This window comes from Streptomyces sp. NPDC005202 (assembly GCF_040608235.1).
GTDB lineage: Bacteria > Actinomycetota > Actinomycetes > Streptomycetales > Streptomycetaceae > Streptomyces.
The window spans coordinates 31,190-56,448 of sequence record NZ_JBEXHW010000029.1 but is presented as its reverse complement, the minus strand read 5'-3'; the positions used below and the strand labels follow the sequence as shown (position 1 = coordinate 56,448).

Sequence of the window (25,259 nt, the reverse complement as noted above, 5' to 3'; positions counted from 1 at the left end):
AGGGGCTACGGTATGCACCCACAAGGTGACATGCAGCAACGCCGGGAGAAACCTTGAGCGTTCCGTACGAGACGGCAGCGTACGAACCACGCGAGTCGCCCGAGTCTCCGGAAGAGCATCTCGCGCGGCTCCTCGGCCGCGCCCTGAACTCCTTCGAGCTGCCCGACGAGACGATACGGCAGCTCGACTGCGCGCTGGCGTACGACGGTTCGCTGCACTCCGCGCACCACAGCGCGGGGCTGCACCGCGAGACGTACCGGCACACGTGGCTGCTGGCCGACGGCACGGCGCTCACCCTCTGGGAGCTCGTCCACAACACCACGCCCGGCAGCGAGCCGCAGCACGAGGTGTACGTCGACGAGGAGGAGCTGCGCGCCGCCACCGCCCGGCTGCCGCTCCCGCCGGACGCGCCGGACTTCGAACCGCCGGTGATGGTGCAGCTCTCGACGATCCCCGAGGCACGGCACGCGTACGTACCGGACGACTCGGCCGACCACGCGCGCCGGCTACTGCGGCGGGCGGAGAACCCGGACCGGCCGGGCACGGACGTCGCCTCCCTGCTGGCGACGGCGTCCGCCCACCAGATCACCCAGGCCTTCGGCCGCCCCTGCCGCGCGGGCCGCGCCCCGGGGCTGTGCTTCTCGCTCTACGAGCACGCGTTCCTGCTCTGCGACGGCATGGAGATCTCCCTCTGGGAGGTCGAGCACACAGCGACACCGGACGGACGCCACATGTGCGAGGTGTACACGACGGAGGACGCGGCCCGGGACGCGATGGAGCGCAGGGCGGCGCAGGTCTCCTGAAAGACTGTTGCGCCCTGAGGGCCTGTTGCGCCCTGTGAGCCTCCCTGTGGGCCTGTTGCGCCCTGTAGGCCTACCGACCGTCGCTCAGCTGCCGTACCAGGCCCGCGAACGCGTCCCTCTCCGCCGGGGTCAGCTCCACCGACTCCCGTCGCGGGCCGGACAAAGGCTGGGTCGGGAGCGCCGGGAGGGCGGGGGTGGGGTGCCACTGAGCGGTCTCGAGCCGACTACGGTGCCGGATGCGGGCCAGAACGATCATGGAGGCAACGGTCAGCACGGCGGGGACGGCCACGCCTATCCACATGAGAGTCGGGACATGCTCGGGCATGTTCTCCGGTACGACATCACGGTCCGGGACAAAAGTCCCGGACCGTGATGTCTCTCGCAGGTGCCGTGAACAACTCACAGCACTCTAAAGGGACGAGGCGCCGCTCACGCCGCCACCGGCTGCTTCGTGTCCGCCGTCGGGGCCTGCGGGCCCTCGCCCGTCCCCTGGGCCGCCGCATCCGTTGCCGGCTTGCGCAGGGCCTTGAGGGCGACCACCAGAGCCGTCGTCACGCAGACGCCCGACGCGATGGCGATCAGGTAGAGGAACGGGTTGCCGATCAGCGGGACCACGAAGATGCCGCCGTGCGGGGCGCGCAGGGTGGCGCCGAAGGCCATCGACAGGGCACCGGTGACCGCGCCGCCCACCATCGAGGACGGGATGACGCGCAGCGGGTCGGCCGCCGCGAACGGGATCGCGCCCTCGGAGATGAACGAGGCGCCCAGCACCCAGGCGGCCTTGCCGTTCTCGCGCTCGGTCCGCGTGAACAGCTTGCCGCGGACCGTCGTGGCCAGGGCCATCGCCAGCGGCGGGACCATGCCCGCCGCCATCACCGCGGCCATGATCTTCATCGCGGAGTCGCTCGGGTTGGACACCGCGATGCCGGCCGTGGCGAAGGTGTACGCGACCTTGTTGACCGGGCCGCCGAGGTCGAAGCACATCATCAGGCCGAGCAGGGCGCCGAGCAGGACGGCGTTGGTGCCGGTGAGGCCGTTGAGCCAGTCGGTCAGGCCCTTCTGCGCGGAGGCGATGGGTTTGCCGACCACCACGAACATCAGGAACCCGACGACCGCCGAGGCGATCAGCGGGATCACCACCACCGGCATGATGCCGCGCACCGCCGCGGGGATCTGCACCTTCTGGATCGCCATCACCACACCACCGGCGAGCAGACCGGCCACCAGGCCGCCGAGGAAGCCCGCGTTGATGGTGAGGGCGATCGAGCCGCCGACGAAGCCGGGCACGAGGCCGGGGCGGTCCGCCATGCCGTAGGCGATGTAGCCGGCCAGGACCGGGACCAGGAAGCCGAAGGACACCACGCCGATCTGGAAGAGCAGCGCGGCCCAGCTGTCGGCCTGGGTCCAGATGAAGTGGTCCATGACCGACGGCGCCTTGTTGATCTTGTAGCCGCCGATCGCGAAGCCGAGGGCGATCAGCAGACCGCCCGCCGCGACGAACGGGACCATGTAACTGACGCCGGACATCAGCCACTTGCGCAGCTTGGTGCCGTAGCCCTCGCCCGCGTCGCCGGCCCGCTCGACCGGCGTGCCACCGGGAGCCGCCGCCGCGGTCACCTCGCCGCGCGCGGCCTTCTGACGCACCTCGGCGATCAGTTCGCCGGGGCGGTTGATGCCCGCCTTCACGCCGACGTCGACGGTCGGCTTCCCGGCGAAGCGGTCCTTGTCGCGTACGGGGACGTCGTGCGCGAAGATCACGCCGTCCGCCGCCGCGATCACGGCCGGGTCGAGCCGGGTGTAGCCCGCCGAGCCCTGCGTTTCGACGGCGACCTCGACGCCCGCCTCACGGCCCGCGTTCTCCAGCGACTCGGCCGCCATGTAGGTGTGGGCGATGCCGGTCGGGCAGGAGGTGACGACGACGATCCGGAACGGACGCTCGCCGGACGCACCGGACGCACCGGACGGGGCGCCCGGCGCCGGGGCGGACCCGTCCGCGACGGTCGCGCCCGGCGCCGGGGCCGCGCTGCCCGCTGCGGCGTCGGCGGAGGCCGCCCCCGACGCCGCAGCGGTGTCTTCTGAGGCGCCCGCGGACGCCTTCGCGCCGGCAGCGGCGCCCGACGCGCCCTTGGCACCCTCGGCCACCTGGGCACCCTCGGCACCCTTGGCACCCTCGGCCGCCGGGGCCTCGTCCCCGCGGATCAGCGCGGCCGCGGCCGCCGCGTCGTCCACCGACCGCAGCGCGGAGGTGAACTCGGCGTTCATCAGCTGCCGGGCCAGCGACGACAGGATCGTCAGGTGGGCGTCGTCGGCGCCGGCCGGCGCGGCGATCAGGAAGATCAGGTCGGCAGGGCCGTCCGCGGCGCCGAAGTCGATGCCGGCGGCGCTGCGGCCGAAGGCGAGCGTCGGCTCGGTGACGTGCTCGCTGCGGCAGTGCGGGATGCCGATGCCGCCGTCGAGGCCGGTCGGCATCTGCGCCTCACGTGCGGCCACGTCGGCGAGGAAGCCCTCCAGGTCGGTCACCCGGCCCAGGGCCACCATGCGTTCGGCGAGGGCGCGCGCCGCCGCTTCCTTGGTATCGGCGGACAGGTCGAGATCGACCAGGTCCGCGGTGATCATGTCGCTCATCGCGGGCTCCTTCGCACGCGTATCGCCCGGGGAGTGGGGTGGGCGGGAGTGGGGACGGGGGTGCTGTGGGGGTGCGGGGGTGTGGGGGTGCGGGGGGTGTGGGGGGCGTGGCCACAGGTGGCGGGTAACGAGGGGCCTCGCCACCTCCGGGCCGGTTGGAGGAACCTCGGCGCCGGTTCGGGAAACGCCCGGTGAGACGTCGTACGAACACGAACGGTCATGACACCGGCTCCTTCAACACGCGGTTGGCCGGCACCTCGGCCGTGACCGTCACCGCTGCCGGGTCCAGGTCGTCGGGCGTCGGCATCACGCTGCCCGGCAGCTGGACGGCGGCTGCACCGTGCGCGACGGCGGAGGCGAGAGCCTCCGGGCCGCTGCCGCCGGCGATCAGGAAGCCGGCGAGGGAGGAGTCGCCCGCGCCGACGTTGCTGCGGACGACGTCGACGTGCGCGCTGCCGAACCAGGCGCCCGCGCCGTCCACCAGCAGTTGCCCGTCGGCGCCCAGGCTCGCGAGCACGGCGTGCGCGCCCCGCTCGCGCAGCTCCTCGGCCGCCTTCACCGCGTCGCCCACCGTCACCAGGGGGCGCCCGACGGCTTCGGCGAGCTCCTCGGCGTTCGGCTTCACCACGTCAGGGCCCTCGCGGAGCGCCTCCAGCAGCGCGGGCCCCGAGGTGTCCAGCGCGATGCGTACGCCCGCGGCGTGCGCCCGCGCGACCAGGTCGGCGTACCAGGACGGAGCCAGGCCCCGCGGGAGGCTGCCGCAGCAGGCGATCCAGTCGGCGTCGCGCGACTGCCGCCGCACGGTCTCCAGGAGCAACTCCTGCTCCCCCGCGGAGAGTTCGGGGCCCGGCGCGTTGATCTTGGTCAGGACGCCGTCCGCCTCCGCGAGGGCGATGTTCGAGCGGGTGGCCCCGGCGACCGGGACCGGCGCGACCTCGATGCCCTGCGCGTCGAGCAGGTCGGCGACGAGCGCCCCCGGCGCACCGCCCAGGGGCAGCACGGCGACCGTGCGCCGCCCGGCGGCGGCGACGGCGCGCGAGACGTTCACGCCCTTGCCGCCCGGGTCCATGCGTTCGCCGGTGGCCCGGATGACCTCGCCACGGTCGAGCGACGGGACCTCGTAGGTGCGGTCCAGGGACGGGTTGGGGGTGACGGTGAGGATCATGCGCGCACTACTTCCGTGCCGCCGCGCTCGATGGCGGCGGCGTCTTCGGGGCTCAACCCGCTGTCGGTGATCAGCAGGTCCACGTCGCTCAGGCCGCCGAAGCGGGCGAAGTGCTCCTGGCCGTGCTTGGTGGAGTCGGCGAGCAGCACCACGCGGCGGGCGGCGGCGATCGCCGCGCGCTTCACCGCGGCCTCGGCGAGGTCGGGGGTGGTCAGACCGTGCTCGGCGGAGAAGCCGTTGGCGGCGACGAACAGCACGTCGGCGCGGATCTCGCCGTAGGCACGCAGTGCCCAGGCGTCCACGGCGGCGCGGGTACGGTGCCGTACGCGGCCGCCGACGAGGTGGAGCTGCATGCCCGGGTGGTCCGCGAGGCGGGCCGCGATGGGCAGGCTGTGCGTGACGACGGTGAGCGACGCCTCCAGCGGCAGGGCGGCGGCCAGGCGGGCGACCGTCGAACCGGCGTCGAGGATCATCGTGCCCTCGCCCGGCAGCTCCGCGAGGGCCGCCTTCGCGATGCGGTCCTTCTCGTCGGCGGCCGTCGACTCGCGCTCGGCGAGGTCCGGCTCGAAGTCGAGGCGGCCGACCGGGATGGCACCACCGTGCACCCGGCGCACCAGGCCGGCGCGGTCGAGGGCCTTGAGGTCCCGGCGGATCGTCTCCGCCGTCACCTGGAACTCCTCGGCGAGCGACACGACGTCCACCCGGCCGCCGTCACGGGCGAGCCGGAGGATCTCCTGCTGTCGCTCCGGTGCGTACATGTCCGTTCGCCTCCGACTGATGCCCGAACTTGTGGTTTCACTCGAGACTACGCCCGGATTTCTGGAAAGTAAACAGGTTCGGACTTCAATCGGGCATGAACGGACTTTCCGTCACCTCCGAGGTGTCCGGGGACGGCACGGCACTCGGACCGCCATCGACCATCGAGTACCCGGATGGACCCGGATACGGCGAAGGGCCCGGCACCTCGACCGGTACCGGACCCTTCGACGGCTCGCGCTCAGGCCACGAGTTCGCGTTCCCGCTCCTTGGCCGGGAACTGGTCCTCGGCGCCCTCCACGTGCTGCGCCGACCGCTTCGGCAGGGCGGACATCAGGACGAAGACCAGGCCCATCACCGCGGCCACCCAGCCCAGCGCGTGCTGGAAGGCGTGCACGAAGGCCGGGCCCACCTCGGCCGGAGTCAGCCGGTCGCCGATCACGCCGAAGAACACCACCGACACCAGGCCGAGTCCCAGCGCGTTGCCCATCTGCTGCACGGTGTTGATCAGGCCCGACGCCGAACCCGAGTGCTCGCGCGGCACCTCCGACAGCACCGCGTCCGTCAGCGGGGCGACGATCAGGCCCATGCCGGCGCCCATGACGACCAGCGGGAGCGCCATCTGCCAGGAGGCGATGCGGAGGCCGTACCGCTCGGACTCCCAGATGTAGAGCAGGACGCCGGCCGCCATCACCAGCGCGCCCGCCTGGAGCACCTTGCGGCCGAAGCGCGGGACCAGCTTCTGCACGGACATTCCGGCCGCCGTGGAGACCGCGATCGAGAACGGGACGCCGGTCAGCCCCGCCCGCAGCGGGCTCCAGCCCAGCCCGACCTGCATGTACAGCGTCCAGACGAGGAAGAAGACGCCGAGCGCGACGCCGAAGACCGTCTGTACGGCGATGCCCGCCGCGAAGCTCTTCACCCGGAACAACGACAGCTCGACCAGCGGGGACCCGTCCCGGGCCGCCTTCCGCTTCTCGTACGCCACCAGCGCCGCGAAGACCACGAGCGCGCCCGCCATCGACGCATGGCCCCACAGCGGCCAGCCCAGCTCCCGGCCCCGGGTCAGCGGATACAGCAGCATCAGCAGACCCAGCGTGACGAGGGCGACCCCCACGAGGTCCAGCTTCAGCGCCCGCGGGGCCTTGGACTCGGTGATGAAGCGGCTGCCGAGGAAGAAGGCCGCGATGCCGACCGGGAGGTTGATCAGGAAGATCGGGCGCCATTCGAGGCCGAACAGGTTCCATTCGGTGAGCAGCGCGCCGAGCAGCGGGCCGGAGACCGCGCCCAGGCCGACGATCGCGCCGAACAGGCCGAAGACCTTGCCGCGTTCGTGCGCCGGAAAGGTGGCGTGCACGATCGACAGCACCTGCGGGACCATCATCGCCGCCATGCCGCCCTGCAGGATCCGGGAGGCGACCAGCATCTCCGGGTTGGCGGCGAAGCCGCACAGGGCGGAGGCGAGCGTGAAGCCTCCGATGCCGACGAGGAACAGCCGCTTGCGGCCGTGGATGTCGCCGAGACGTCCACCGGTGATCAGCCCGGCGGCGAAGGCGAGGGCGTAACCGGCGGTGATCCACTGGATCTGGCTGAAGGACGCGCCGGCGTCCCGCTGAATGGAGGGGATCGCGATGTTGACGATCGTGACGTCCACGAGGTCCATGAAGGCCGCGGTCATCACGATGGCGAGGGCGAACCAGCGGCGACGGTCGCCTGCGGCGGGCTGAGCAGCCTCGGCCGGGGCCCACTGAGCAGCCTCGGCCGGGGCCCGCTGAGCAGCCTCGGCCGGGGCCCGCTGAGCAGCCTCGGCCGGGGCCCGCTGAGCAGCCTCGGCCGGGGCCCGCTGAGCAGCCTCGGCTGCGGCCGGATCAGCGGCGGCGGCTGCGGCCGGATCAGCGGTGAGGGTTGGCGTGGTCTCGGTCTCGGTGGAGGTCATGTCTTCAAGCTAGGAGCCCATTAGGTCGGATCATGTCCTAGTTCTGCGGCATCCTCGGATTCATGACGACGGACACTCCGGCCCGGCTCCTTCAGCTCCTCTCCCTCCTGCAGACGCCCCGCGAATGGCCCGGAGGTGAGCTCGCCGAGCGGCTCGGGGTGTCCCGTCGTACCGTGCGGCGGGACATCGACCGGTTGCGGGAGCTGGGCTATCCGGTGCAGGCGACCAAGGGGGCCGACGGGGGTTATCGGCTGGTCGCGGGGAAGGCGATGCCGCCGCTCGTGCTCGACGACGAGGAGGCGGTGGCGATCGCGGTCGGGCTGCGTGCGGGGGCGGGGCACGCGGTCGAGGGGCTGGACGAGGCGTCCGTGCGGGCCCTGGCGAAACTGGAGCAGGTGCTGCCGTCCCGGCTGCGGCACCGCGTCTCCACGCTTCAGGCCGCGACGACGCCGCTGACCAGTGGAGACGGGGCGAGCATCGCGCCCGAGACGCTGACCGTCATGGCGTCCACCGTGGCGGCGCGGGAGCGGTTGCGGTTCTCGTACCGCGCCGGGGACGGGACCGAGACGCGGCGCCTGACCGAGCCGTATCGGCTGGTGTCGACCGGGCGGCGCTGGTATCTCGTGGCGTACGACCTCGACCGCGCGGACTGGAGGACGTTTCGGGTCGACCGGGTGAGCGAGCCGTGTGCGACCGGGGCGCGGTTCGCTCCGCGGGAACTGCCGACGGGGAGTGCGGCGGAGTATCTGCGGCAGTCGGTGTACCGGCGGCAGGAGACGTACGCGTTCACGGTGACGTTCGCGGAGTCCGCCGAGGTGGTCGGGGGGCGGTTGCCGGCGTGGCTCGGCGCTCCCGAACCGCTCGGCAGCCGTGGCTGCCGCCTGCATGCGACCACCGGCGACCCCGTGCAGTGGCTGGCGGTCCGGCTGGCGATGCTGGGGTGCGAGTTCACGGTGGAGGAACCGCAGGAACTCGTGGAGTGCGCAAGGGAGTTGGGCGCACGGCTGACGCGGGCCGCCGGCGGGTGAGCCTGCGCCCACGGGGGCGTGCCGGGTGGCCGTGGGGGTGGGTTGCCTCCGGCGGTTGGGCCGGTGCGCCTTTGGGTGCGCGGTGGGTCGGGCCGACCTGGAGCAGCCCCAGGGGCGGCGAGGGAGGCGCGGGCGGCACGTCGTCGGCACCGGGCTGCGTGCCCCCTCGGCGGCCGCGGGGATCATCGGGGCCCGGCCGGCTGTCAGCCCGGCCCGGTCTGCCAGGTGAAGTCCCGCAGGGCTGCGAGGTTGCGCAGGGCGAGTGCGGCTGGGCCGTCGGGGCCGTCGGCTTGGGCGTCCGAGGTTGCCCAGGCCTCGACGGCCACCCGGATTGCGGCACTCGCCACGGCGGCGGCGAAGCGGAGTTCCGGGGTGATGGGGGGCGCGTCGGCAACGTTGTCGTCACGTTGCGTGGCCCGAGTTGCCAGCACCTCCGCCAGCGTCCGCTCCGACGCCTGGCACACCCCCGCCCACACCTTGCGCACTGCCGGACTCGTGTCCGCCAGGCGGATCAAGGTGCGGGCCCACTCCCAGGACGCCGCCGAGACGCCGGGGCCGGGGGTCAGGGTGTGGCGTACCGCGTGCTCCAGGGCCTGGGGCACGGGGAGGTCGGCGGGGGCCGCGCGGACCGCTTCCGTCCAGCGTTGGGCGCCCGCCGTGTAGAGGGGGGAGACCGCCTCCTCCTTGGTGGCGAAGTAGCGGTAGAAGGTGCGTGGGGCGATGCCGGCGGCCTGGGCGATGTCCTCGGCGCGGGTGGCGCGCAGGCCCTGGGTGACGAAGAGGCGGGCCGCCGCGCGGGCGATCTCCATGCGGGTGGCGGCCTTGCGGCGCTCGGTCAGGGAGGTCGTCGAGGGGGTTTGCTTACGGGCGGGGGTGGAGCTGCTCACATCGGCAGGCTATGCCTCTGTGGCACAATCTGCCATCTGGCGGGCCACCCCGGGGTTCAGGTCCGGGGTGCCCCGCCTTCTCCACGTGCCTGCGCGGAGCGCAAGCAACGCGGAGCGCAAGCAACGCGGAGCGCGGAGCGCAAGCAACGCGGAGCGCGGAGCGCAAGCAACGCGGAGCGCAAGCAAACCCCGCGCGCTGCCCGGCCGGACCGCCGACATCAGGCTCATCAGCGCCTGGCGGCCGCAGGTCAACCGTCGCCACCGGGTCCCGATCCGGCGGCAGTGGCCCATCTGCGCTGCGGCCACACGTTCGCACAGCTCGCGGCCGGGTTCGGCATCGGACTGGCCACCGCCCACCCACGCGGAGCGCAAGCAACGCGGAGCGCAAGCAACGCGGAGGGCAGGCAAAAAGGAACGCAGGCAAAGCGGAGCCGGGCTCCGGCGCTCGGGGGAAAGGCGCCGAAGCCCGGCTCGGGGAGAGTCCCGGCGCCGGGGGGATTGCGTCGGGACGTGGTTCAAGGAGTCTCGGGGGACATGGCCCCGGAGTCGAACTCCTGGGCCCTGAAGGTTTGTTCCCAGGGCCCCGTCGATTGAAGCGGCGGTACATCGCCATGTTTGCGCGGGCTTTCGCCACCGGGCGTACGCGGTCGCGTCACGCCGCCGCGTCGAAGCCGGTGTCGCGGGCCAGCTTCTTCAGTTCCAGCAGTGCGTGCTTCTCGATCTGGCGGATGCGCTCGCGCGTCAGACCGTGCTCCTTACCGACCTCGGTCAGCGTGCGCTCGCGGCCGTCCTCGATGCCGTACCGCATCTTGATGATGGAGGCCGTGCGCTGGTCGAGGCGGCTGATCAGGTCGTCGAGCTCCTCGCTGCGCAGCAGCGTCAGCACCGACTGCTCGGGCGACACCGCGGAGGTGTCCTCCAGGAGGTCGCCGAACTGGGTCTCGCCCTCGTCGTCCACCGGCATGTTCAGCGAGACCGGGTCGCGCGCCCAGTCGAGGACGTCCGAGATGCGCTCCGGCGTCGAGCCGAGCTCGGCGGCGATCTCCACGGGCTCCGGTTCCCGTCCGTGCTCCCGGTTGAACTCTCGCTGGACGCGGCGGATGCGGCCCAGCTCCTCCACAAGGTGGACGGGCAGGCGGATCGTGCGGGACTGGTCGGCTATCGACCGCGTGATCGCCTGGCGGATCCACCAGGTGGCGTACGTCGAGAACTTGAAGCCCTTGCGGTAGTCGAACTTCTCCACCGCGCGCACCAGGCCGGCGTTGCCCTCCTGGATCAGGTCGAGCAGGGGCAGGCCGCTGCGCGGGTAGCGCCGGGCGACGGCGACGACCAGGCGGAGGTTGGAGCGGATGAAGACGTCCTTGGCCCGCTCTCCCTCGGCGACCAGGCTTTCGAGCTCCTCGCGGGTGGCGTCCGTCCTGGACTCCTCGAACCCGTCGAGGATCTGCCGAGCGAACACACCCGCCTCGATGATCTGGGACAGCTCGACCTCCTTGGCGGCGTCGAGCAGCGGTGTACGCGCGATCTCGTCGAGGTACATGCCGACCAGGTCGCGATCGGCGATCTCGCCGTCATGGGCGCGAACACTGCTTGCCACGTCGACCGTCTCGCCGTTGGCGGACTGACGACGGGCGACGGCACGGGTTGCCATGCGTGCTCCCTTGCGATGGTGGGTCAGCGGGCGGTCCTTGGGACGCTTGGCACTCTCCTCGGGACTCTCCTCGGGTGCCCCGCGTCCGACGGAAACAACGACTGGAATCCGGACAGAATTCCCAACCCGCCCCCCAATTTTTCTGATCATGCAGTACCCTGTGGCGCCGCAGGTCGCCGTGCGTTGCCGTCGACACCTACGGAGTCGCAGGTCAGGGCGGGAGTCGAGAGCCCCCACAGGTCCTCACGGTCCCCCGCGACCACTCCGTACATGAGACGCCCGTCACACTCGACACCGCCGTCCCCACCGCGGGAGAGCGTCGCCCTCGGCCGATCTCCCACCCTCAATGACGGGGCGTACCGGCGGAAGGTTGCCGCAAACCCGGACTCTCAGGAGATTCCCAGACTCTCCACACCCAGGTCTTACGCATCCCGCGCGCGCACGTCTCAGCCGAACTGCAGCGACCGCTTCGCCATTCCCATCCAGAAGCCCTCGATCACGGACTTCTGCGCGTCCAGCTCGCCGCCGGCCTCCGCCGCACCCATGGTCACGAACAGCGGGGCGAAGTGCTCGGTGCGCGGGTGGGCGTACCGGCCGGCCGGGGCCTTGTTCAGGAAGTCCAGCAGCGCGTCCCAGTCGCGGGCCTCCAGGGCGCGCCGGCCCCAGTCGTCGAACTCCGACGACCAACTCGGCACCCCCTGGCCGGCGTGGCGCAGGGCGGCCAGGTTGTGAGTGAAGAAGCCGGAGCCGACGATCAGCACGCCCTCGTCGCGCAGCGGCGCCAGCCTGCGGCCGATCTCCATGAGCTTCACCGGGTCCAGGGTCGGCATGGAGATCTGCAGGACGGGGATGTCGGCGGCGGGGAACATCTCGACGAGCGGGACATAGGCACCGTGGTCGAGGCCGCGGTCGGGGATGTCCTGCACCGGCATGCCCGGGGCGCGCAGCAACTTCCGTACGCTCGCGGCGAGTTCGGGGGCACCGGGGGCGGCGTACTTCACCTGGTAGTAGTGCTCCGGGAAGCCCCAGAAGTCGTAGACGAGGGGGACTGTCTCGGTGGCGCCCAGGGCGAGCGGGGCCTCCTCCCAGTGGGCGGAGACCATGAGGATCGCCCTGGGGCGGGGCAGGGCGGCGGACCAGGCGGCGAGTTCGCCGGGCCAGACGGGATCGTCGGCGAGCGGCGGGGCGCCGTGGCTGAGGTAGAGGGTGGGCATGCGCTCCTGGGTGGCGGCGGACATGGCGGCGACTCCCTGCGGATCTATTGCTTGAACTCTAAAGCTTTGTCCTCACGAGAGTACGTCCGTTTTGTTTAATATTCAAGGAGCAGGCTCGTACAGTGGAATGCATGAACACGGCACCCGCACCCGCATCCGCACCCCACTCCGCTCCCGCCGAGGCCCACCGCTGGCTCACCGCCGAGGAGCAGCGCGTCTGGCGCTCCTACCTGCACGCCACCACCCTCCTCGAGGACCACCTCGACCGTCAGCTGCAGCGCGACGCGGGCATGCCCCACATCTACTACGGCCTCCTCGTCCAGCTCGCCGAGGCCCCGCGCCGCCGGCTGCGGATGACCGAACTGGCCATGAACGCCAAGATCACCCGCTCCCGCCTCTCGCACGCGATCGCTCGCCTGGAGAAGAACGGCTGGGTCCGCCGCGAGGACTGTCCCTCCGACAAGCGGGGCCAGTTCGCGGTGCTGACCGACCAGGGCTACGACGTGCTGCGGCGCACCGCGCCCGGTCATGTGGCCGCCGTACGCCAGGCGCTGTTCGACCGGCTCACCCCCGAACAGCAGAAGTCCCTCGGCGAGATCATGCAGATGGTCGCCGAGGGACTCCAGCCGAACGAAGCAGGCGCGGACCTGCCCTGGCTCCGCTGAGCGGGAGCCGGGGCAGGTCCTGGGGGCGTACATCCGTAGGGCGTTCCCGCCCCTCCTGGACGTACGCGGTGGCCCGAAGGAGTACGCCGGGAGCGTCAGTGGGCGACGACCGGCACCGCCACCTCGTCCTCGACGCCCTCGCCGGAGCCGGAGCCCGTGACGGTGGTGCTGCCCGGGCGGCCGGCGCTCACGAAGGTCACCGCGATCACCGCGGCGAGGACCAGGATGCCGACGGCGAACCAGATGGCGTTGGTGTAGCCGTGCACCATGCCCTCCAGCTGGACCAGCTGCCGCTGCGGCTTGGTCGTGGCGGTCGCGATGTGGTCCTTGATGTACGCGGTCGTCGCGGAGGCGGCGATCGTGTTCAGCAGTGCCGTGCCGATGGCGCCGCCCACCTGCTGCGAGGTGTTGACCATCGCGGAGGCCACACCGGCGTCGCGCGGCTCGACGCCCTGGGTGGCCAGGGACATGGCCGGCATGAACGCCGTACCCATGCCGAGGCCGAGCAGCAGCATCGACGGCAGCACGAGCGAGGCGTACGACGAGCCGATCTCGAGCTGCGTCAACAGGAACATGCCGGCCGCGGCGACCAGGAAGCCCGGGCCCATCAGCAGCCGCGGCGCGACGCGGGTCATCAGCCGGGTGCCGATCTGGGTGGAACCGGTGATCATGCCCGCGATCATCGGCAGGAAGGCGAAACCGGTCCTGATCGGCGAGTAGCCCTTGACGACCTGCAGGTAGTAGGTCAGGAACAGGAACGTGCCGAACATCGCGATGATCGCGAGGCCGAGGGAGAGGTAGACGCCGCCGCGGTTGCGGTCGGTGACCACGCGCAGCGGCAGCAGCGGGGCCTTGACCCGGGCCTCGGTGAGGACGAAGGCCAGCAGGAGAACGGCCGACGCGACGAAGAGGGAGACGGTCACGGAGTCGCCCCAGCCGTCGGACTCGGCGCGGGTGAAGCCGTAGACCAGGGAGACCAGACCGAGGGTCGACAGCAGCACACCGGGGATGTCGAGCGGGGAGCGGTTGCGGCCGCCCTCCGGCTCCCGGATGACGAAGTAGGCGCCGGCGGCCGCGACGATCGCGAACGGGATGTTGACGAAGAACGTCCAGCGCCAGTCTTGGTACTCGGTCAGCACGCCGCCGAGGATGAAGCCAACGGCGCCGCCGCCACCGGCGATCGCACCGTAGATGCCGAACGCCTTGGCGCGCTCCTTGGCGTCCGTGAACATCACGGCGAGCAGGGAGAGCGCGGCGGGGGCGAGGAGGGCGCCGAAGACGCCCTGCAGGGCACGGGCGCCGAACATCATCGCGCCGGTCGTGGCCGCGCCGCCGAGCGCGGAGGCCGCGGCGAAGCCGGTCAGCCCGATGACGAAGGCGCGCTTGCGGCCCCACAGGTCGGCGATGCGGCCGCCGAACAGCAGCAGACCGCCGAAGGCCAGGGCGTAGGCCGTGACGACCCACTGCCGGTTGCCGTCGGAGATGCCGAGGTCCTGCTGGGCGGAGGGCAGGGCGATGTTCACGATGGTCGCGTCCAGGACGACCATCAGCTGCGCGAGCGCGATGAAGACAAGGGCTTTCCAGCGGCCCGCGTCGGGAGCGCCGTAAGCCTTCGAGGCTGTTTCAGACATGGGGGTACCCACTTCGGGACTTCGTGACGGAAAAAGGGTGAGAACAAGGGACGGCGCGTCGGCGGTGACGGCCGTGAAGTCTGTCGTCGGTTCGGACGGGTGGACTCAGTGACGCAGCGACTCACTGACGCCGTGGCTCAGTGACGCAGCGACTCACTGACGCCGTGGCCCAGTGACGCAGCGACTCACTGACTCAGTGGCTCATGACGGAGCGACTCGCCACTCAGTGGGCTGGCTCAGTGGCTTGGTTGCTCCGTGGCTCGGTTGCTCCGTGTTCCGTGGCTCGGTTGCTCAGTGACTCAGCGACTCAGCGACTCACTGACGCAGTGGCTCAGGGACGTAGTGGTTCAGGATTGGCGCAGGTCCTCCATGGTCGCGGCCGTGCCCGGCAGGACGGAGCGGGCCGGGGCCCGCAGCCCGTCCAGGAACAGCTGCAGGTGTCGGTGGACGAAGCGGTCGATGCTGCCGCAGCCCGTGCCGGCCGGGGGCCGGGAGAGCTGGGCCACGGCGACCATGACGTCGCCGACGCCCACGTCGGGGCGGAGCTGGCCGGCCGCCTTGGCCCGGTCCATGACCTCCTCGACGAGGTGCTCGATCCGCTCGCGTGCGGCTTCCAGATCGGGGTGGTGCTGGTCGAAGGTTCTGGCGACCATCGGGCACAGCGCGCTGATCCGCTCGTCGGCGGCGGCGTGCACGAAGCGCTCCAGGGCATCGAAGGCGTCGCCGGTCTCCGCGAGCGCCTGCTCGGCCGCCTGCACCGTACGGTCCATAACGGAGCAGACGACCTCGCGGACGAGGGCGTCGCGGTCCGGGAAGTTGCGGTACACCGTGGCGTTGCCGACACCGGCCCGGCGGGCGATCTCGTCGAACGGCACGTCGGGGCCGTACTCGACGAACATCTCCCGGGCGGCGGCGGTGATCCGCTCCCGGTTGCGCAGGGCGTCGGCGCGCGGCCGGGCCACCTTGCGTTGCGCGGGGGTCGCGGTCTGCACGACGTACTCCTGGTGTCGGTCGACTGTCGTTGCTCTGCTCTCGCGATCCGGGGAAGGAGTCCCCGTTTCGCTCGGACACAGGGCTAAACGGGGAAAGGATCCCCGTTTATTTCCCACCCCCGAAAAGATTCCCTGTGACCTGAGTCACACCCTTCCGGGCCGAGGGTCCCACGATCGGTCGGCTCCAGCGCGCGCCCAACGCCCCGTCGACACAGGGTGATCGAAAGGGTGCAGCCAGAGACCGGCGGCTGCCTGGAGCGAAAGGTCCACGCATGCAGCCGCAGCCGACCCGCCGCCGGATACGCAAGCGCCGTGCGGCAGCCCTCGCGTCCGTGGCCGCACTGACCCTCGCGGTCAGCACCTCGGCGGGGACGGGGCACCTCACGGCCGGCTTCACGCGGGCCGACCCGGGATCGACCGCCCTGGCCCGCTCCCCCGCCCTCAACCCTTGCATGATCAGCGGCGCCCCGGCCGTGCAGATGTCGGAGGGCATGCCGACCCCGGGCGCCTACGCCCGCTCCACCGGCACCGTCCACGCCCTGACCGTGATGGTCGACTTCTCCGACGCGCCCGGCCAGGGCAGCGCCCTCGACCGCTACCACGAGTTCTTCCCGCAGACCCAGGAGTGGTTCCGCACCGCCTCCTACGGCCGGCTGGACTACCGCCCCGAGACCCCGATCCCGCAGTGGCTGCGCATGCCCAAGCCCTTCAAGGCGTACGGCATAGAGCGCGGCGCCCCCTTCGACCCCGGCTATCGCCGGCTGGTCCAGGACATCGTGGCGGCCGCCGACCCGACGGTGGACTTCCAGGACTACGACCTGCTGAACGTGCTGATGACCCCGAACGCGGGCCCGTCCGCGCTGGACACGGTCCTGTCGGTGACGTTCGCGGGCAACACGGAGGCCCCGGTCGCCGACGGCATCTCGGTGGCGAACGCGTCCTTCGTCTACTCCCGCCAGGACGACGGCTCCGGCTCCTACGCCCGCACCGGCTACCGGGTCCTGCCCCACGAGAACGGCCACGTCTTCGGCCTGCCCGACCTGTACACCCAGGAGGGCGGCGGCGCGGTCGGCCACTGGGACATCATGAGCGAGGACTGGGGGGCCAACAACGACCTGCTCGGCTGGCACAAGTGGAAGCTGGGCTGGCTGGACGCCTCGCAGGTGAGCTGTGCGGCGGCCCGGGGACCGAAGGAGTACACGCTGACCCCGCTGGAGCGCGCGGGCGGTCCCAAGCTCGTCTTCGTCCCCGTCGACGGCCGTACGGGGTACGCCGTCGAACTGCGCACCCGCGGGGGCAACGACGAGACCGTGTGCCAACCGGGCGTCCTGATCTACAAGGTCGACGCGGACATCGACACCGGCCGCGGCCCGATCACGGTCTACGACGCCCACCGCAACTCCGGCGGCTGCACCCGCAGCCCGAACGTCCACGCGGAGCTTTCCGACGCGCCCTTCGCGCCGGGCGAGTCCTTCAAGGACCCGCGGTCCGGAATCCGGATCGACGTGACGAGTGCGGACCTCGCGGGGAACTACCGGGTGCGGGTGACGCGGGGGTAGGGCGTAGGGGGGTGGGGGACGCGGGGGTGCGGGTGATGCGGGCGCAGGGGGCGCGGGGGATGCGGGGATGGGAGTGCGGGGGACACTGGGGGGAAGGGGTGGGTTGGGTGGGTGCGGGCGACACGGGGGTGGGGCGAGAGCCGTACGACCCGGCGAGGGGCCGGTTCCGGCCGCTGGCAGGGGCCGCCCGGGATTACCGTAGGCCTGCTGCGACCGCCGTACCGGAGAACCGATGCCCTCGAACACCACGACGGATGCCCACGGGGCTGCCGGCGCCGACTCCCCCGAGCAACCGGCCGCACCGGCCGTACCCGCCGAGGCGGTCACCCCGCTGATGCGGGGCGTCGCGGTGCTGCAGCAGCTGACGGAGGCCGGCGGAACGCTGAGCCTGAGCGGCCTGGAGCGGGCCACGGGCCTCGCACGCTCCACGGTGGACCGGATCGCGGCGACGCTCGCCCGCATGGGGTACGTCCGTCTCGACGGCCGGGACGCCGTGCTCACGCCCCGCCTGATGGAACTGGGCAACGCCTATCTGGCCGCCCTGCGCCTTCCGGCGCTGCTCGACGCGCGCGCCGACGCCCTCGCCGACGAGCTGGACGAGTCGGTGTCGCTGGCGGTCGGCGACCGGGACGGCATCCGCTTCATCCACCAGGCGGCCCGGCGCCGGGCGATGTCCCTGAGCTTCCGCATCGGCGACCTGCTCCCCGCGGAGCGCACCGCGCCGGGCCCGCTGTTCGCGACGGAGTGGACGGACAAGGACTGGCGGCGGTGGCGCGACCGGCGGGCGGCGGACCCGGAGGACAGGAGCTTTCCGGCCATACCGCCGCGGGTGCCTTCGGGGGCGTCGGCGGGTTCGGTGAGCGACTTCGAGCAGCGCACCGCACAAGCCCTACGCGAGGACTGGTCGTTGGACGACCAGCTGATCGAACCGGGCCTGGTCGCCGTCTCCGTCCCCGTACGAGACCCGGACACGGACCGGATCGCGTGCGTGGCGAGCGTGGTGAGCAACACGAGCCGCCACTCGGCCGAGGACCTGCGCGACACACTGCTGCCGCGCCTGAGGGCGACGGTCGCGGCAATGGAACGGGACCTGCGCGAGGCCCCGCCCCCGGAACCGGCGCCGCCCCCCTCGGACCTGGCGACCTGGACGGCCGCGTCGAAACAGGAACTGGGCCGGGAGTTCGTCGAATCCCTGGCCCGCGGTCTGACCGTGCTGACGGCCTTCGGCGAGGGCAGGGCCGCCCTGACACTGGCGGAGGTGGCCAAGGCGACGGGGCTGGCGCGGGCGACGGCGCGCAGGGCGCTGATCACGTACGAGCATCTGGGCCTGGTGACGCAGGAGAAGAACCATACGTTCACGCTCACTCCCCGGCTGCTGTCCCTGGGCTTCCCTCCCCTGTCCCGCACGTCGCTCCCCCGGATCGCGCAACCGCACCTGGAGGACCTGGCCGCGCGCGTCCACGAGTCGGCGTCCCTCGCGGTGCTGACGCCCTCCGGCGAGGAGATCCAGTACACGGCCCGGGCGGCCACGAGCCGCATCATGAGCGTGAACATCACGGTGGGGACGCGCCTGCCGGCGTACGCCACGGCACTGGGCCGGGTCCTGCTGGCGGACGTACCGGAGCCGGAGCGCGCCCTGGGCACGGTGTCCCCGCTCACCCCCCGGACGACGACGGACCCCGCGGCACTGTCCCGCGCCCTCGCCGAGACGGCGGCCCAGGGCTACGCCCTGGTCGACGAGGAACTGGAAGAGGGCCTGCGCTCCCTCGCGGTCCCGATCCGTGACCGAGCGGGCACGGTGGTGGCCGCGGCGAACGTGGCGATGCACGCGGCCAGCCACACACGCGAGCAGTGCGTCGAGGAGCTCCTCCCGGCCCTGCGGTCGGCGGCCACCCGCATCGAGGCAGACCTCCACATGGCCTCCCGCTTCACCCACGTCCCCCTGACCTGACCACCGACGTCCCCCACCTGCCACCGCCCGGATCCGGTACGCTGACGCCTGTGGCCCACACGGCCACGATCCGCCTTCGCGCCTTCGTAGCTCAGGGGATAGAGCACCGCTCTCCTAAAGCGGGTGTCGCAGGTTCGAATCCTGCCGGGGGCACAAGGGAAAGGGCCCCGGACCGATCATGGTCCGGGGCCTTTGACATCTACTTCTGACATCAACGCCGGTGATTACTGACGACCGGGGCGTCTCCTGAGCAGGCGGTCCATGTGGCTCATGGCCTCGCGCTGGGTGTCCTGCACGACGTGCGTGTACACGTCCATGGTGATGCTGATCTGGGAGTGCCCGAGGATCTCCATCACGACCCGGGGAGCGACCCCGGCCGCGGTAAGGAGGGTGGCCGTGCCGTGGCGCGCGTCGTGCAGCCGGATCACACGGAGGCCGGCGGACTGGGCGATGCGGGTGAAGGAGCGGTAGACGTTGCGCGGCTCGACCGGGCGGCCGGTGCGGGTGGTGAAGACGTAGTCGGAGTCCTGCCACTTCTCCCCCGCCTTCGCGCGGGCAGCTGCCTGCCGCATGCGGTGCCAGCGCAGGGGCGCGATGCAGAGAGCAGGGAGCGGGACAGCACGGCGACGGCGGCTCTTCGGGTCGTCGTCGTAGAGGACACCACGGCGGCGCTGCGTCTGCTGGCGGACGTAGAGGACGCGGTTGTCCAGGTCGAGGTCAGTCCAGCGGAGGCCGACGATCTCTCCCCGGCGGAGGCCCATGGCGATGGCGAGCACGAAGGCCGCGTAAAGCGGGTCCTTACGGGAGGCGGCGAGGAAGTCGAGCGTTTCGTCCAGCGTCCAAGGCTTCAGCTCACGTGTGTCCGTGCGAGGCGGTTCGACGAGCTTGGCGACATTCCGCGTGATCAGCTCCTCGCGGCAGGCCGAGGACAGCGCCGAGCGGAGAACTCGGTGCGACTCCTTGGCGGTTGCCGCCGTGGTCTCCTTCTCCAGGCGGACGAGGAAGCGGCGCACATCGGCAACGCCGAGAGATTCGAGCCGCTTGGCACCAAGCAGAGGCACCAGGTAGAGCCGCACGTGCGTCTCGTACTTGTCGTACGTGCTGAGCTTGCGCCGAGGCTTGATCACGTTGTCCAGCCAGTACGGCAGCCACTCGGAGAGCTTTGCCGACTTGGTGGGCACGGGCACGCCCTGGTCCACCTTGTCGAGCAGCTCACGGCGCTTGGCGTCGCACTCGGCCCAGGTCTTGCCGTAGGCGAACTTGCGGGCACGGGTGCCGTCCGGCTGGAGGACGTAGACCGCGCACTGAAAGCGGCCGTCCTTGCGCTTGGTGATGGTGCCCGCGCCGTTGGGGTTCCGCTTGCGTTGCTGGGCCATCAGGCAGCCGCCTCCAGTTCGTTGGTGATGTACTCGCGGACAGCCCGTGCCGGGATACGGCGGCACCGGCCGATGGTGATCGAGGGCAGGCGACGAGAGCGGATCAGGTCGTAGACCGTGGACCGGCCGAGCTTCAACCGCGCCATCACGTCGGGCACCGTCAGCAGCTCGTCGTCATGCATGGGTGGGCTCTCCTTCCGTTCCGGGGGCGGGTTCGAGGGATGCGGCAAGCCAGGCTTCGGCGGACGACAGGCCGGTTCCGGCGAAGACCCAGTGCGCGAGGACGTACGTCGTGTCGGACTCGGGTCCGTTGGCCGCCGCCGCTTGGGCTCGGCGCCATTCGGCTCGGGCGTTGCGGAGGGCGCCGAGGGTGGTGGAGTAGCGGCGGGACTTGGTGGAGAAGTGGCCGCGGAAGCCGAGCATGTGGGCCCAGGCGCGCAGGCGGAGGTGTTCGAGGTCCTTGCGTGCGCCAAGGGTCCATGCAGTCCGGATCAGGCGGCGGGCGTGGTCGCTGATGTCGAGCTGGGCCAGCTCGGCGACGAACTTCAGCGGCCGGTCGAGGGCGCCCGTCGCTGTCTCGGCGCCCTTGGTGGCGTACTTGGCGATGTACGCGGCCACGGCCCGCTCGGTCAGCTCCTGGCCGCCGCTGAAGTCGGCACCACGGATGGTCCGGACGTCGAGCTGACGGCCGAAGGTGAACGCGTGCGCGCGTCCGTCGATGACCGGCCCGTCCACGCGGACTTTGGCGTTGGCGGCGCGGATGGCGTCCGTCAGCAGCTCGGCGGTCGCCCAGGCCGGTGGCGGGGTGTCTCCGCCGCCGGGACCGTCGAGACGGATGACGGCGTGGAAGTGGACGGCGCCGCGCTTCTGGTACTCGGCGACCTTGGCGAAGGACACGCGCGCGTGGTCGCGGAACCTCCGCTGTGACAGCCCCGCGCGCTTGGCGACCTCTCGGCGCAGGTAGACCGAGAAGCGGCGCCAGAGCGCACCGGCGTGCGCGTTCCACAGAACGGCCGCTTCGTAGTCGTACGTGTCCGGGTCCAGCGGGGTACCGAGGTCGGCGTCGTCCTGGTCGTGGAGGGCGCCGCAACGGCAGGGGCGAACGGTGCCGGCCGGGCCGGTCGGGCGGTTGTGCACCGGGCCGAAGCTGGGGGCGGTGAAGGTGGCGAAGACGCGCGGGTGTGCGGCGACGTGTTCGGGGACGCCCTTGCCGCCGCGCAGGCCGGAGGTGATCAGGTGGAAGGTATCGCGGCGGTAGACCTCGGCGCAGGCCGGGCAGCGGGTCGTGCGGCGGTTGTTGCAGCGGACCAGGAGCTGACCGACAGGGAGGGCCGACGAGTTGAGGTGCTGGAGGACGCGGCCGATCTCGCCGGTACGCGTGTCCACGTCGTACTCGGTGCGGTGGCCGTCGAGGCGGATCGGGTTGGTGCAGCCGCCGAGCCCGGAGAGCTGCCGGAGGATACCCGGCAGGGTGCCGTGCTGGGCCATCCTTGCGAGTTCCGGGAGCGGGGGCGGGGTGGTGCGGGTGAAGATGGCTGTCTCCTTCTGACTGGCTCGGTCGAGAGGGATGGGCCCCGGGGCGGCGGATGCTTGGTCGTGTCGTGCCGCCCCGGGTGTCAGGCGCCGGTCAGCGCCGGTGGTGTTCGCGGAGCAGGGAGCGCAGGACCACGGCGGCTATGTGCACGGAGATGGCCGAGACGGCGACGGCGGCCAGGAGCGCGGTGAGGACCACGCCGCCCGCGACCACGGTGGCAACCGCGCCGGTGCTGACGGAGATCGGCGGGAGTGCTCGGCGTACGGGTGCCGGATCGGCGGGTGTATGGGTGTGCGCTGGCGGCGGGGTGGGGTTGTCGGGGTACTTGGGCAGGAACACAGCGAAGCTCTCCTCATCTACTCGTCTAGTCATGTGTGCCGTTTATGACGTCCACGCCGGAGCGGGTGCCGGATTTGATGGCGGGCGCCATGAAGGTGTGCGAGAGCCAGAAGCCGAAGAGGGCGATCACGACGACGATCCATGTGCGGACGCCGAGGAACTTGACCGCTCCCCAGGCGAACAGGCCGAGGACGAAGACGAGCGGCAGGCTGACGGTCAAGGGACGTTCCTTTCAGCGCACGGGGCAGCGATGGGTGCGGGCGGCCAGCTCGGCGGCGGCGCGGCTGTCGTAGTCGGCGGAGAAGCCGCAGCGCGGAGCCGTGCAGGCGGCGGTGTGCTTCTCACGGCCCCTGCTGTCGTTGAACGTGCCGACCTGTACGGGGCCGATGCGGGTGACGTCGCGGAAGCGGCGGTTCGCGGTCACTGTCAGTCCTCCAGTCGCGGGTTCGTGGCGGGGAAGTCGTTGAGGATCCGGGCCGCTTCTGCGGGGTCCGAGGTGAGCTCGGCGGCGGCTTCGGCGAGGAGCCGAGCGAGTGCCGTCCGGCCGCTCACGGCCATCTGGCGAGCCGCGTCGAGGTAGTCAGAGGCGGTGTTGAAGTTGAAGAGGGGCACAGGTCAGCTCCCTGTAGGGGTGAGGTGGGTGGCGATGGCTTCGGCCATGGGCGCGGGGACGCCGAGCCGGGCGCGCAGGGTGGGGACGTCGATAGGGGTTCCGGTGCGGGTGCGGTGTTCGTTGGCGACCTTGCGGGCGTGTTCGACGAGGGCGGCCGGGACGGGCACGGCGGGACGCTCGGGCGGTAGCTCTACGGGAGCCGGTTGCGCAGGAGGTTCGGGCGAGGCTTCGGGCGCGTCCTCCTGGTTCTCAATGTCCTTGGGTGCCTCGGCATTGGGCTCATCCGTCGTCGTCGGCGCGGTGTGTGCGAGGAGGGTTCCGCCGAGGAAGGCGACCGCGGACCAGCCCGCGACGAGGATGCGCAGCCAGGCCGGCACCTGGTGCATGTCGAGCAGTCCGGCCGTGGCGACGTTCGCGCCGAGGGAGGCGGCGAGCGCGATGACGAACCAGCACCACCCGGCCGCTTTCGCGTCACTGGCCCGCAGCCGACGCCAGGCGGCGACCAGCAGCAGGTCAACTGAGATGGGATAGGCCCACGCTTTCCAACCGTCCTGCCCGGCCGCCGAGGCGATGTCGTGCAGGTGGGCGAAGGACAGCGCTGCGGCAATGACCGCCTGGACGAGCACCGCGTCCACGCGGGCCAATTGGGCGCGCACGATGCGGCTCCTTCCGGGTTCAGGCATGGGAGGGGTAGGGACTTGGCGTGAGGCGGTCACGCCGACCGAGGGCGGGACAGGTGGGAAGGTCAGTCGGTCACCGGGAGCGGCCGGGCAGCCGGAGCCGCCTTCTCGACCGGTCGCGCGGGCACGTAAGGCCGGAACGGCTTGAGGGAGGGCACGTCAGGCACGAGGTGGGCCGAGTCCTGGCACATCTCGGCGGCGTCGCCGAGGGAGAGATACGGCGTGCGGATGCGGGACCAGCCACCGGAGGTGTCTCCCGCAACGGCCAGGCCGGGGCGCTCGGGGGCGATGGCGCAGGCAGCCATGACCGCCTCGGGTGCGATGTCGCCGAGCGCCATCTTGGCCGACGCCTCATCGTTCACACGGTGGCAGACACGGCCGGTCAACTGGGCCCGGAGCATCGTGGCGCCCTTACCCAGTTCGGCGCCGAAGCGCTGCCCGCACACTTCCAGATAGATGCCGGCGGCGCGGCCGAGCTGGGCGAGACGGATGAGCTGGGTGACCATATCGTCGCGCCGTTCTTCCTCCTTCTTCGTGGCGACGAGGAACAGTTCGGCTACCTCGTCCACGAACAGCACAATTGGAACTGGGCGTTCGCTCTCGGGCAGTCCCCAGATGTCCGAGGTGATCTCCTCCTCCGGAGTGTCCGGCGCAATGCCCTGCCGGGCCTTGATCAGGTCGTATCGGTCTTCCATCTCCTTGACGAGCGCGGGCAGCAGTTCGGCCGCTTGTTCAGGGTCGGTGGCCAGGGCCGAGAGCCGCGCGGCGAACGGCGCCAGCTCCACACCCCGCTTGCAGTCGACGCCGACCAGGGCGACCGGTTGCCGGGCGAGTCCGGCGATCAGGTGACGCAGATACATGGACTTGCCCGACAGCGTGGCCCCAAGGGTCAGTTGGTGCGGGATGGTCCGGTAGTCGCGCACGAATGGTGTGGCATCCTCCCGCAGTGCCACCGGCACCTTGAGGAACCCTTCCTCGACCTTGCGGGGCATCCGGACCTTGCGCAGGACGTCGAAGCCGACGAGCCGCAGTTCGACCACGCCCGGCTTGATGGTCGTCACGTAGACGGCATGCACTCCCCAGGCGTGCCGCAGCCGTTCAGCCGAGGCGGCGACATCGGCGGGTTCCTGTCCCGGAGCGAGCCTCAGCCGAAGCCGCAGCCCGGTCGACGTGGGCCGGATGATCCCCCGACGCGGCGGAACGGGACGGACCTCCCGCCGGGTGGTGGCCTTGACCGCGAGGACCCGCAACCGGGACGGCGCCACGGTCAGCCCGCACGCCTCCATGACAGAGCTGTACGAGCTGAGCAGTCGGACCGTTGATATCGGCAGACCGATCGTGGACCAGTAGACGCCCGGGTGTCGGGCCCGGGCGTAGGCGGCCCCGCCGCCAAGCGCGGCGACAGGACCACCCACCTCCAGAAGCGTCGTCAGGTTGGTCATCAGGCAGCGGCCCCCGATGCGGCCGGGAACGCGGCCGGAGTCACGGCGGCGGCGCGGAACGCGATGCCGTGCCGCTGCTGCCCGTTGAAGACGCTCTCCCACGGCCGGGCCACCAGTCCCGGCAGCGAGACCGGCGCCCCCAGGGTCAGCCCTTCCGAGATGCCGCCCTCCGGGACGGTGACCTTGATCAGCGACGACTCGCCGTCCTCGATGTAGACGACGCCGATCGTCATCAGCGCCTCACCGCTGTTCGCGTCCTTGGCGATCTCGCCGGTCTGCCGGTCGCGGACCTTGGGCTCGGGCGCCTCGGTCAGCAGGATCGTTGCGGCCGAGGTCTCCACACGGATGGTGCGCAAGGCACACTCCTATCTACTCGTCTATACATGATGCGTTGTGCGGACCCGATCTCCGG

General features: G+C 71.4%; 25 protein-coding genes, 1 tRNA gene and 1 pseudogene. 7 read left to right on the top strand and 20 right to left on the bottom strand.

From position 1 onward, the window contains the following. The first annotated feature begins 53 nt into the window (after positions 1-53). A complete protein-coding gene (locus ABZV31_RS29995) occupies positions 54-803 on the top strand; it encodes a DUF6227 family protein (protein WP_355899905.1) in 750 nt (249 codons plus the stop codon). A 70-nt stretch (positions 804-873) separates the two neighbouring features. On the opposite strand, the gene ABZV31_RS29990 is transcribed toward ABZV31_RS29995, so the two are convergent. From ABZV31_RS29990 to ABZV31_RS29970, 5 genes are all read right to left on the bottom strand, one after another. Beyond that, positions 874-1,128 (bottom strand): hypothetical protein, encoded by a 255-nt coding sequence (locus tag ABZV31_RS29990; RefSeq protein WP_355899904.1) that lies wholly within the window; start codon positions 1,126-1,128, stop codon positions 874-876. A gap of 104 nt (positions 1,129-1,232) precedes the next feature. Next, positions 1,233-3,428 (bottom strand): fructose-specific PTS transporter subunit EIIC, encoded by a 2,196-nt coding sequence (locus ABZV31_RS29985; protein ID WP_355899902.1) that lies wholly within the window; start codon positions 3,426-3,428, stop codon positions 1,233-1,235. 217 nt (positions 3,429-3,645) lie between these two features. Further along, positions 3,646-4,593 carry a 1-phosphofructokinase gene (gene pfkB / locus ABZV31_RS29980; protein WP_355899901.1) on the bottom strand — a complete coding sequence of 316 codons (948 nt, stop codon included), beginning with the start codon at positions 4,591-4,593 and terminating at the stop codon, positions 3,646-3,648. Continuing rightward, entirely contained in the window at positions 4,590-5,351 is a 762-nt protein-coding gene (locus tag ABZV31_RS29975; protein WP_355899899.1) for a DeoR/GlpR family DNA-binding transcription regulator, read from the bottom strand. The genes pfkB and ABZV31_RS29975 overlap by 4 nt, the downstream gene beginning before the upstream one ends. Positions 5,352-5,590: 239 nt before the next feature. Further along, positions 5,591-7,027: an MFS transporter gene (locus ABZV31_RS29970; RefSeq protein WP_355899964.1), complete on the bottom strand. Its 1,437-nt coding sequence runs from the start codon at positions 7,025-7,027 to the stop codon at positions 5,591-5,593. A gap of 320 nt (positions 7,028-7,347) precedes the next feature. Here ABZV31_RS29970 and ABZV31_RS29965 point away from each other — a divergent pair, with 320 nt between their 5' ends. Beyond that, positions 7,348-8,313 (top strand): YafY family protein, encoded by a 966-nt coding sequence (locus ABZV31_RS29965; protein ID WP_355899897.1) that lies wholly within the window; start codon positions 7,348-7,350, stop codon positions 8,311-8,313. A gap of 203 nt (positions 8,314-8,516) precedes the next feature. Here ABZV31_RS29965 and ABZV31_RS29960 read toward each other — a convergent pair whose 3' ends face one another. After that, entirely contained in the window at positions 8,517-9,122 is a 606-nt protein-coding gene (locus ABZV31_RS29960) for a TetR family transcriptional regulator (RefSeq protein WP_355899962.1), read from the bottom strand. Positions 9,123-9,482: 360 nt separating this feature from the next. Between ABZV31_RS29960 and ABZV31_RS29955 the strand changes: the two are divergent. After that, positions 9,483-9,557 (top strand): annotated as a pseudogene (locus ABZV31_RS29955) (IS5/IS1182 family transposase); the annotation flags it as partial. A 295-nt stretch (positions 9,558-9,852) separates the two neighbouring features. Here the strand turns inward: ABZV31_RS29955 and ABZV31_RS29950 are convergent. Then, positions 9,853-10,851, bottom strand: coding sequence for a sigma-70 family RNA polymerase sigma factor (locus ABZV31_RS29950; protein WP_355899895.1), 999 nt, complete (start codon positions 10,849-10,851; stop codon positions 9,853-9,855). A 446-nt stretch (positions 10,852-11,297) separates the two neighbouring features. Beyond that, the gene (locus tag ABZV31_RS29945; protein ID WP_355899893.1) at positions 11,298-12,089 is read right to left on the bottom strand and encodes a class III extradiol ring-cleavage dioxygenase; all 792 of its coding nucleotides are present in this window, start codon (positions 12,087-12,089) and stop codon (positions 11,298-11,300) included. Positions 12,090-12,196: 107 nt separating this feature from the next. Here ABZV31_RS29945 and ABZV31_RS29940 point away from each other — a divergent pair, with 107 nt between their 5' ends. Then, complete coding sequence (locus ABZV31_RS29940) at positions 12,197-12,730, top strand: MarR family transcriptional regulator (RefSeq protein ID WP_355899891.1); 534 nt, start codon at positions 12,197-12,199, stop codon at positions 12,728-12,730. A gap of 95 nt (positions 12,731-12,825) precedes the next feature. Here the strand turns inward: ABZV31_RS29940 and ABZV31_RS29935 are convergent, their stop codons facing one another. Next, positions 12,826-14,361, bottom strand: a complete 1,536-nt coding sequence (locus ABZV31_RS29935) for an MFS transporter (protein WP_355899889.1) — start codon at positions 14,359-14,361, stop codon at positions 12,826-12,828. Positions 14,362-14,708: 347 nt separating this feature from the next. After that, positions 14,709-15,353 (bottom strand): TetR/AcrR family transcriptional regulator, encoded by a 645-nt coding sequence (locus ABZV31_RS29930; protein ID WP_355899887.1) that lies wholly within the window; start codon positions 15,351-15,353, stop codon positions 14,709-14,711. Between the two features lie 272 nt (positions 15,354-15,625). Between ABZV31_RS29930 and ABZV31_RS29925 the strand changes: the two genes are divergently transcribed. The 3 genes from ABZV31_RS29925 to ABZV31_RS29915 all read left to right on the top strand — a co-directional run bounded on the left by ABZV31_RS29925 (position 15,626) and on the right by ABZV31_RS29915 (position 19,016). Beyond that, a complete protein-coding gene (locus tag ABZV31_RS29925) occupies positions 15,626-16,912 on the top strand; it encodes a M6 family metalloprotease domain-containing protein (RefSeq protein ID WP_355899885.1) in 1,287 nt (428 codons plus the stop codon). A gap of 232 nt (positions 16,913-17,144) precedes the next feature. Further along, positions 17,145-18,863 carry an IclR family transcriptional regulator C-terminal domain-containing protein gene (locus tag ABZV31_RS29920; protein ID WP_355899883.1) on the top strand — a complete coding sequence of 573 codons (1,719 nt, stop codon included), beginning with the start codon at positions 17,145-17,147 and terminating at the stop codon, positions 18,861-18,863. Between the two features lie 80 nt (positions 18,864-18,943). Next, positions 18,944-19,016: transfer RNA gene (locus ABZV31_RS29915), tRNA-Arg, on the top strand. Positions 19,017-19,087: 71 nt separating this feature from the next. On the opposite strand, the gene ABZV31_RS29910 is transcribed toward ABZV31_RS29915, so the two are convergent. From ABZV31_RS29910 to ABZV31_RS29865, 10 genes are all read right to left on the bottom strand, one after another. Continuing rightward, positions 19,088-20,239 (bottom strand): site-specific integrase, encoded by a 1,152-nt coding sequence (locus tag ABZV31_RS29910; protein ID WP_355899881.1) that lies wholly within the window; start codon positions 20,237-20,239, stop codon positions 19,088-19,090. Then, the gene (locus ABZV31_RS29905) at positions 20,239-20,421 is read right to left on the bottom strand and encodes a helix-turn-helix domain-containing protein (RefSeq protein ID WP_030250171.1); all 183 of its coding nucleotides are present in this window, start codon (positions 20,419-20,421) and stop codon (positions 20,239-20,241) included. Before ABZV31_RS29905 ends, ABZV31_RS29910 begins: the two co-directional genes overlap by 1 nt. Continuing rightward, on the bottom strand, positions 20,414-21,727 hold the full coding sequence (locus ABZV31_RS29900; RefSeq protein ID WP_355899879.1) for a replication initiator: 1,314 nt from the start codon (positions 21,725-21,727) through the stop codon (positions 20,414-20,416). The genes ABZV31_RS29905 and ABZV31_RS29900 overlap by 8 nt, the downstream gene beginning before the upstream one ends. Positions 21,728-21,866: 139 nt before the next feature. Then, positions 21,867-22,112 (bottom strand): SpdD protein, encoded by a 246-nt coding sequence (locus ABZV31_RS29895; protein WP_355899960.1) that lies wholly within the window; start codon positions 22,110-22,112, stop codon positions 21,867-21,869. Positions 22,113-22,137: 25 nt separating this feature from the next. Continuing rightward, the gene (locus ABZV31_RS29890) at positions 22,138-22,332 is read right to left on the bottom strand and encodes a hypothetical protein (RefSeq protein WP_355899877.1); all 195 of its coding nucleotides are present in this window, start codon (positions 22,330-22,332) and stop codon (positions 22,138-22,140) included. Between the two features lie 12 nt (positions 22,333-22,344). Beyond that, positions 22,345-22,536, bottom strand: coding sequence for a mobile element transfer protein (locus ABZV31_RS29885; RefSeq protein WP_355899875.1), 192 nt, complete (start codon positions 22,534-22,536; stop codon positions 22,345-22,347). Positions 22,537-22,538: 2 nt separating this feature from the next. Beyond that, positions 22,539-22,724, bottom strand: coding sequence for a hypothetical protein (locus ABZV31_RS29880; protein WP_355899873.1), 186 nt, complete (start codon positions 22,722-22,724; stop codon positions 22,539-22,541). A gap of 3 nt (positions 22,725-22,727) precedes the next feature. Next, positions 22,728-23,381, bottom strand: coding sequence for a DUF2637 domain-containing protein (locus ABZV31_RS29875; RefSeq protein ID WP_355899871.1), 654 nt, complete (start codon positions 23,379-23,381; stop codon positions 22,728-22,730). Between the two features lie 89 nt (positions 23,382-23,470). After that, positions 23,471-24,847, bottom strand: coding sequence for an FtsK/SpoIIIE domain-containing protein (locus ABZV31_RS29870; RefSeq protein WP_355899870.1), 1,377 nt, complete (start codon positions 24,845-24,847; stop codon positions 23,471-23,473). Beyond that, positions 24,847-25,203, bottom strand: a complete 357-nt coding sequence (locus tag ABZV31_RS29865; RefSeq protein ID WP_355899868.1) for a hypothetical protein — start codon at positions 25,201-25,203, stop codon at positions 24,847-24,849. Before ABZV31_RS29865 ends, ABZV31_RS29870 begins: the two co-directional genes overlap by 1 nt. Positions 25,204-25,259 lie beyond the last annotated feature (56 nt).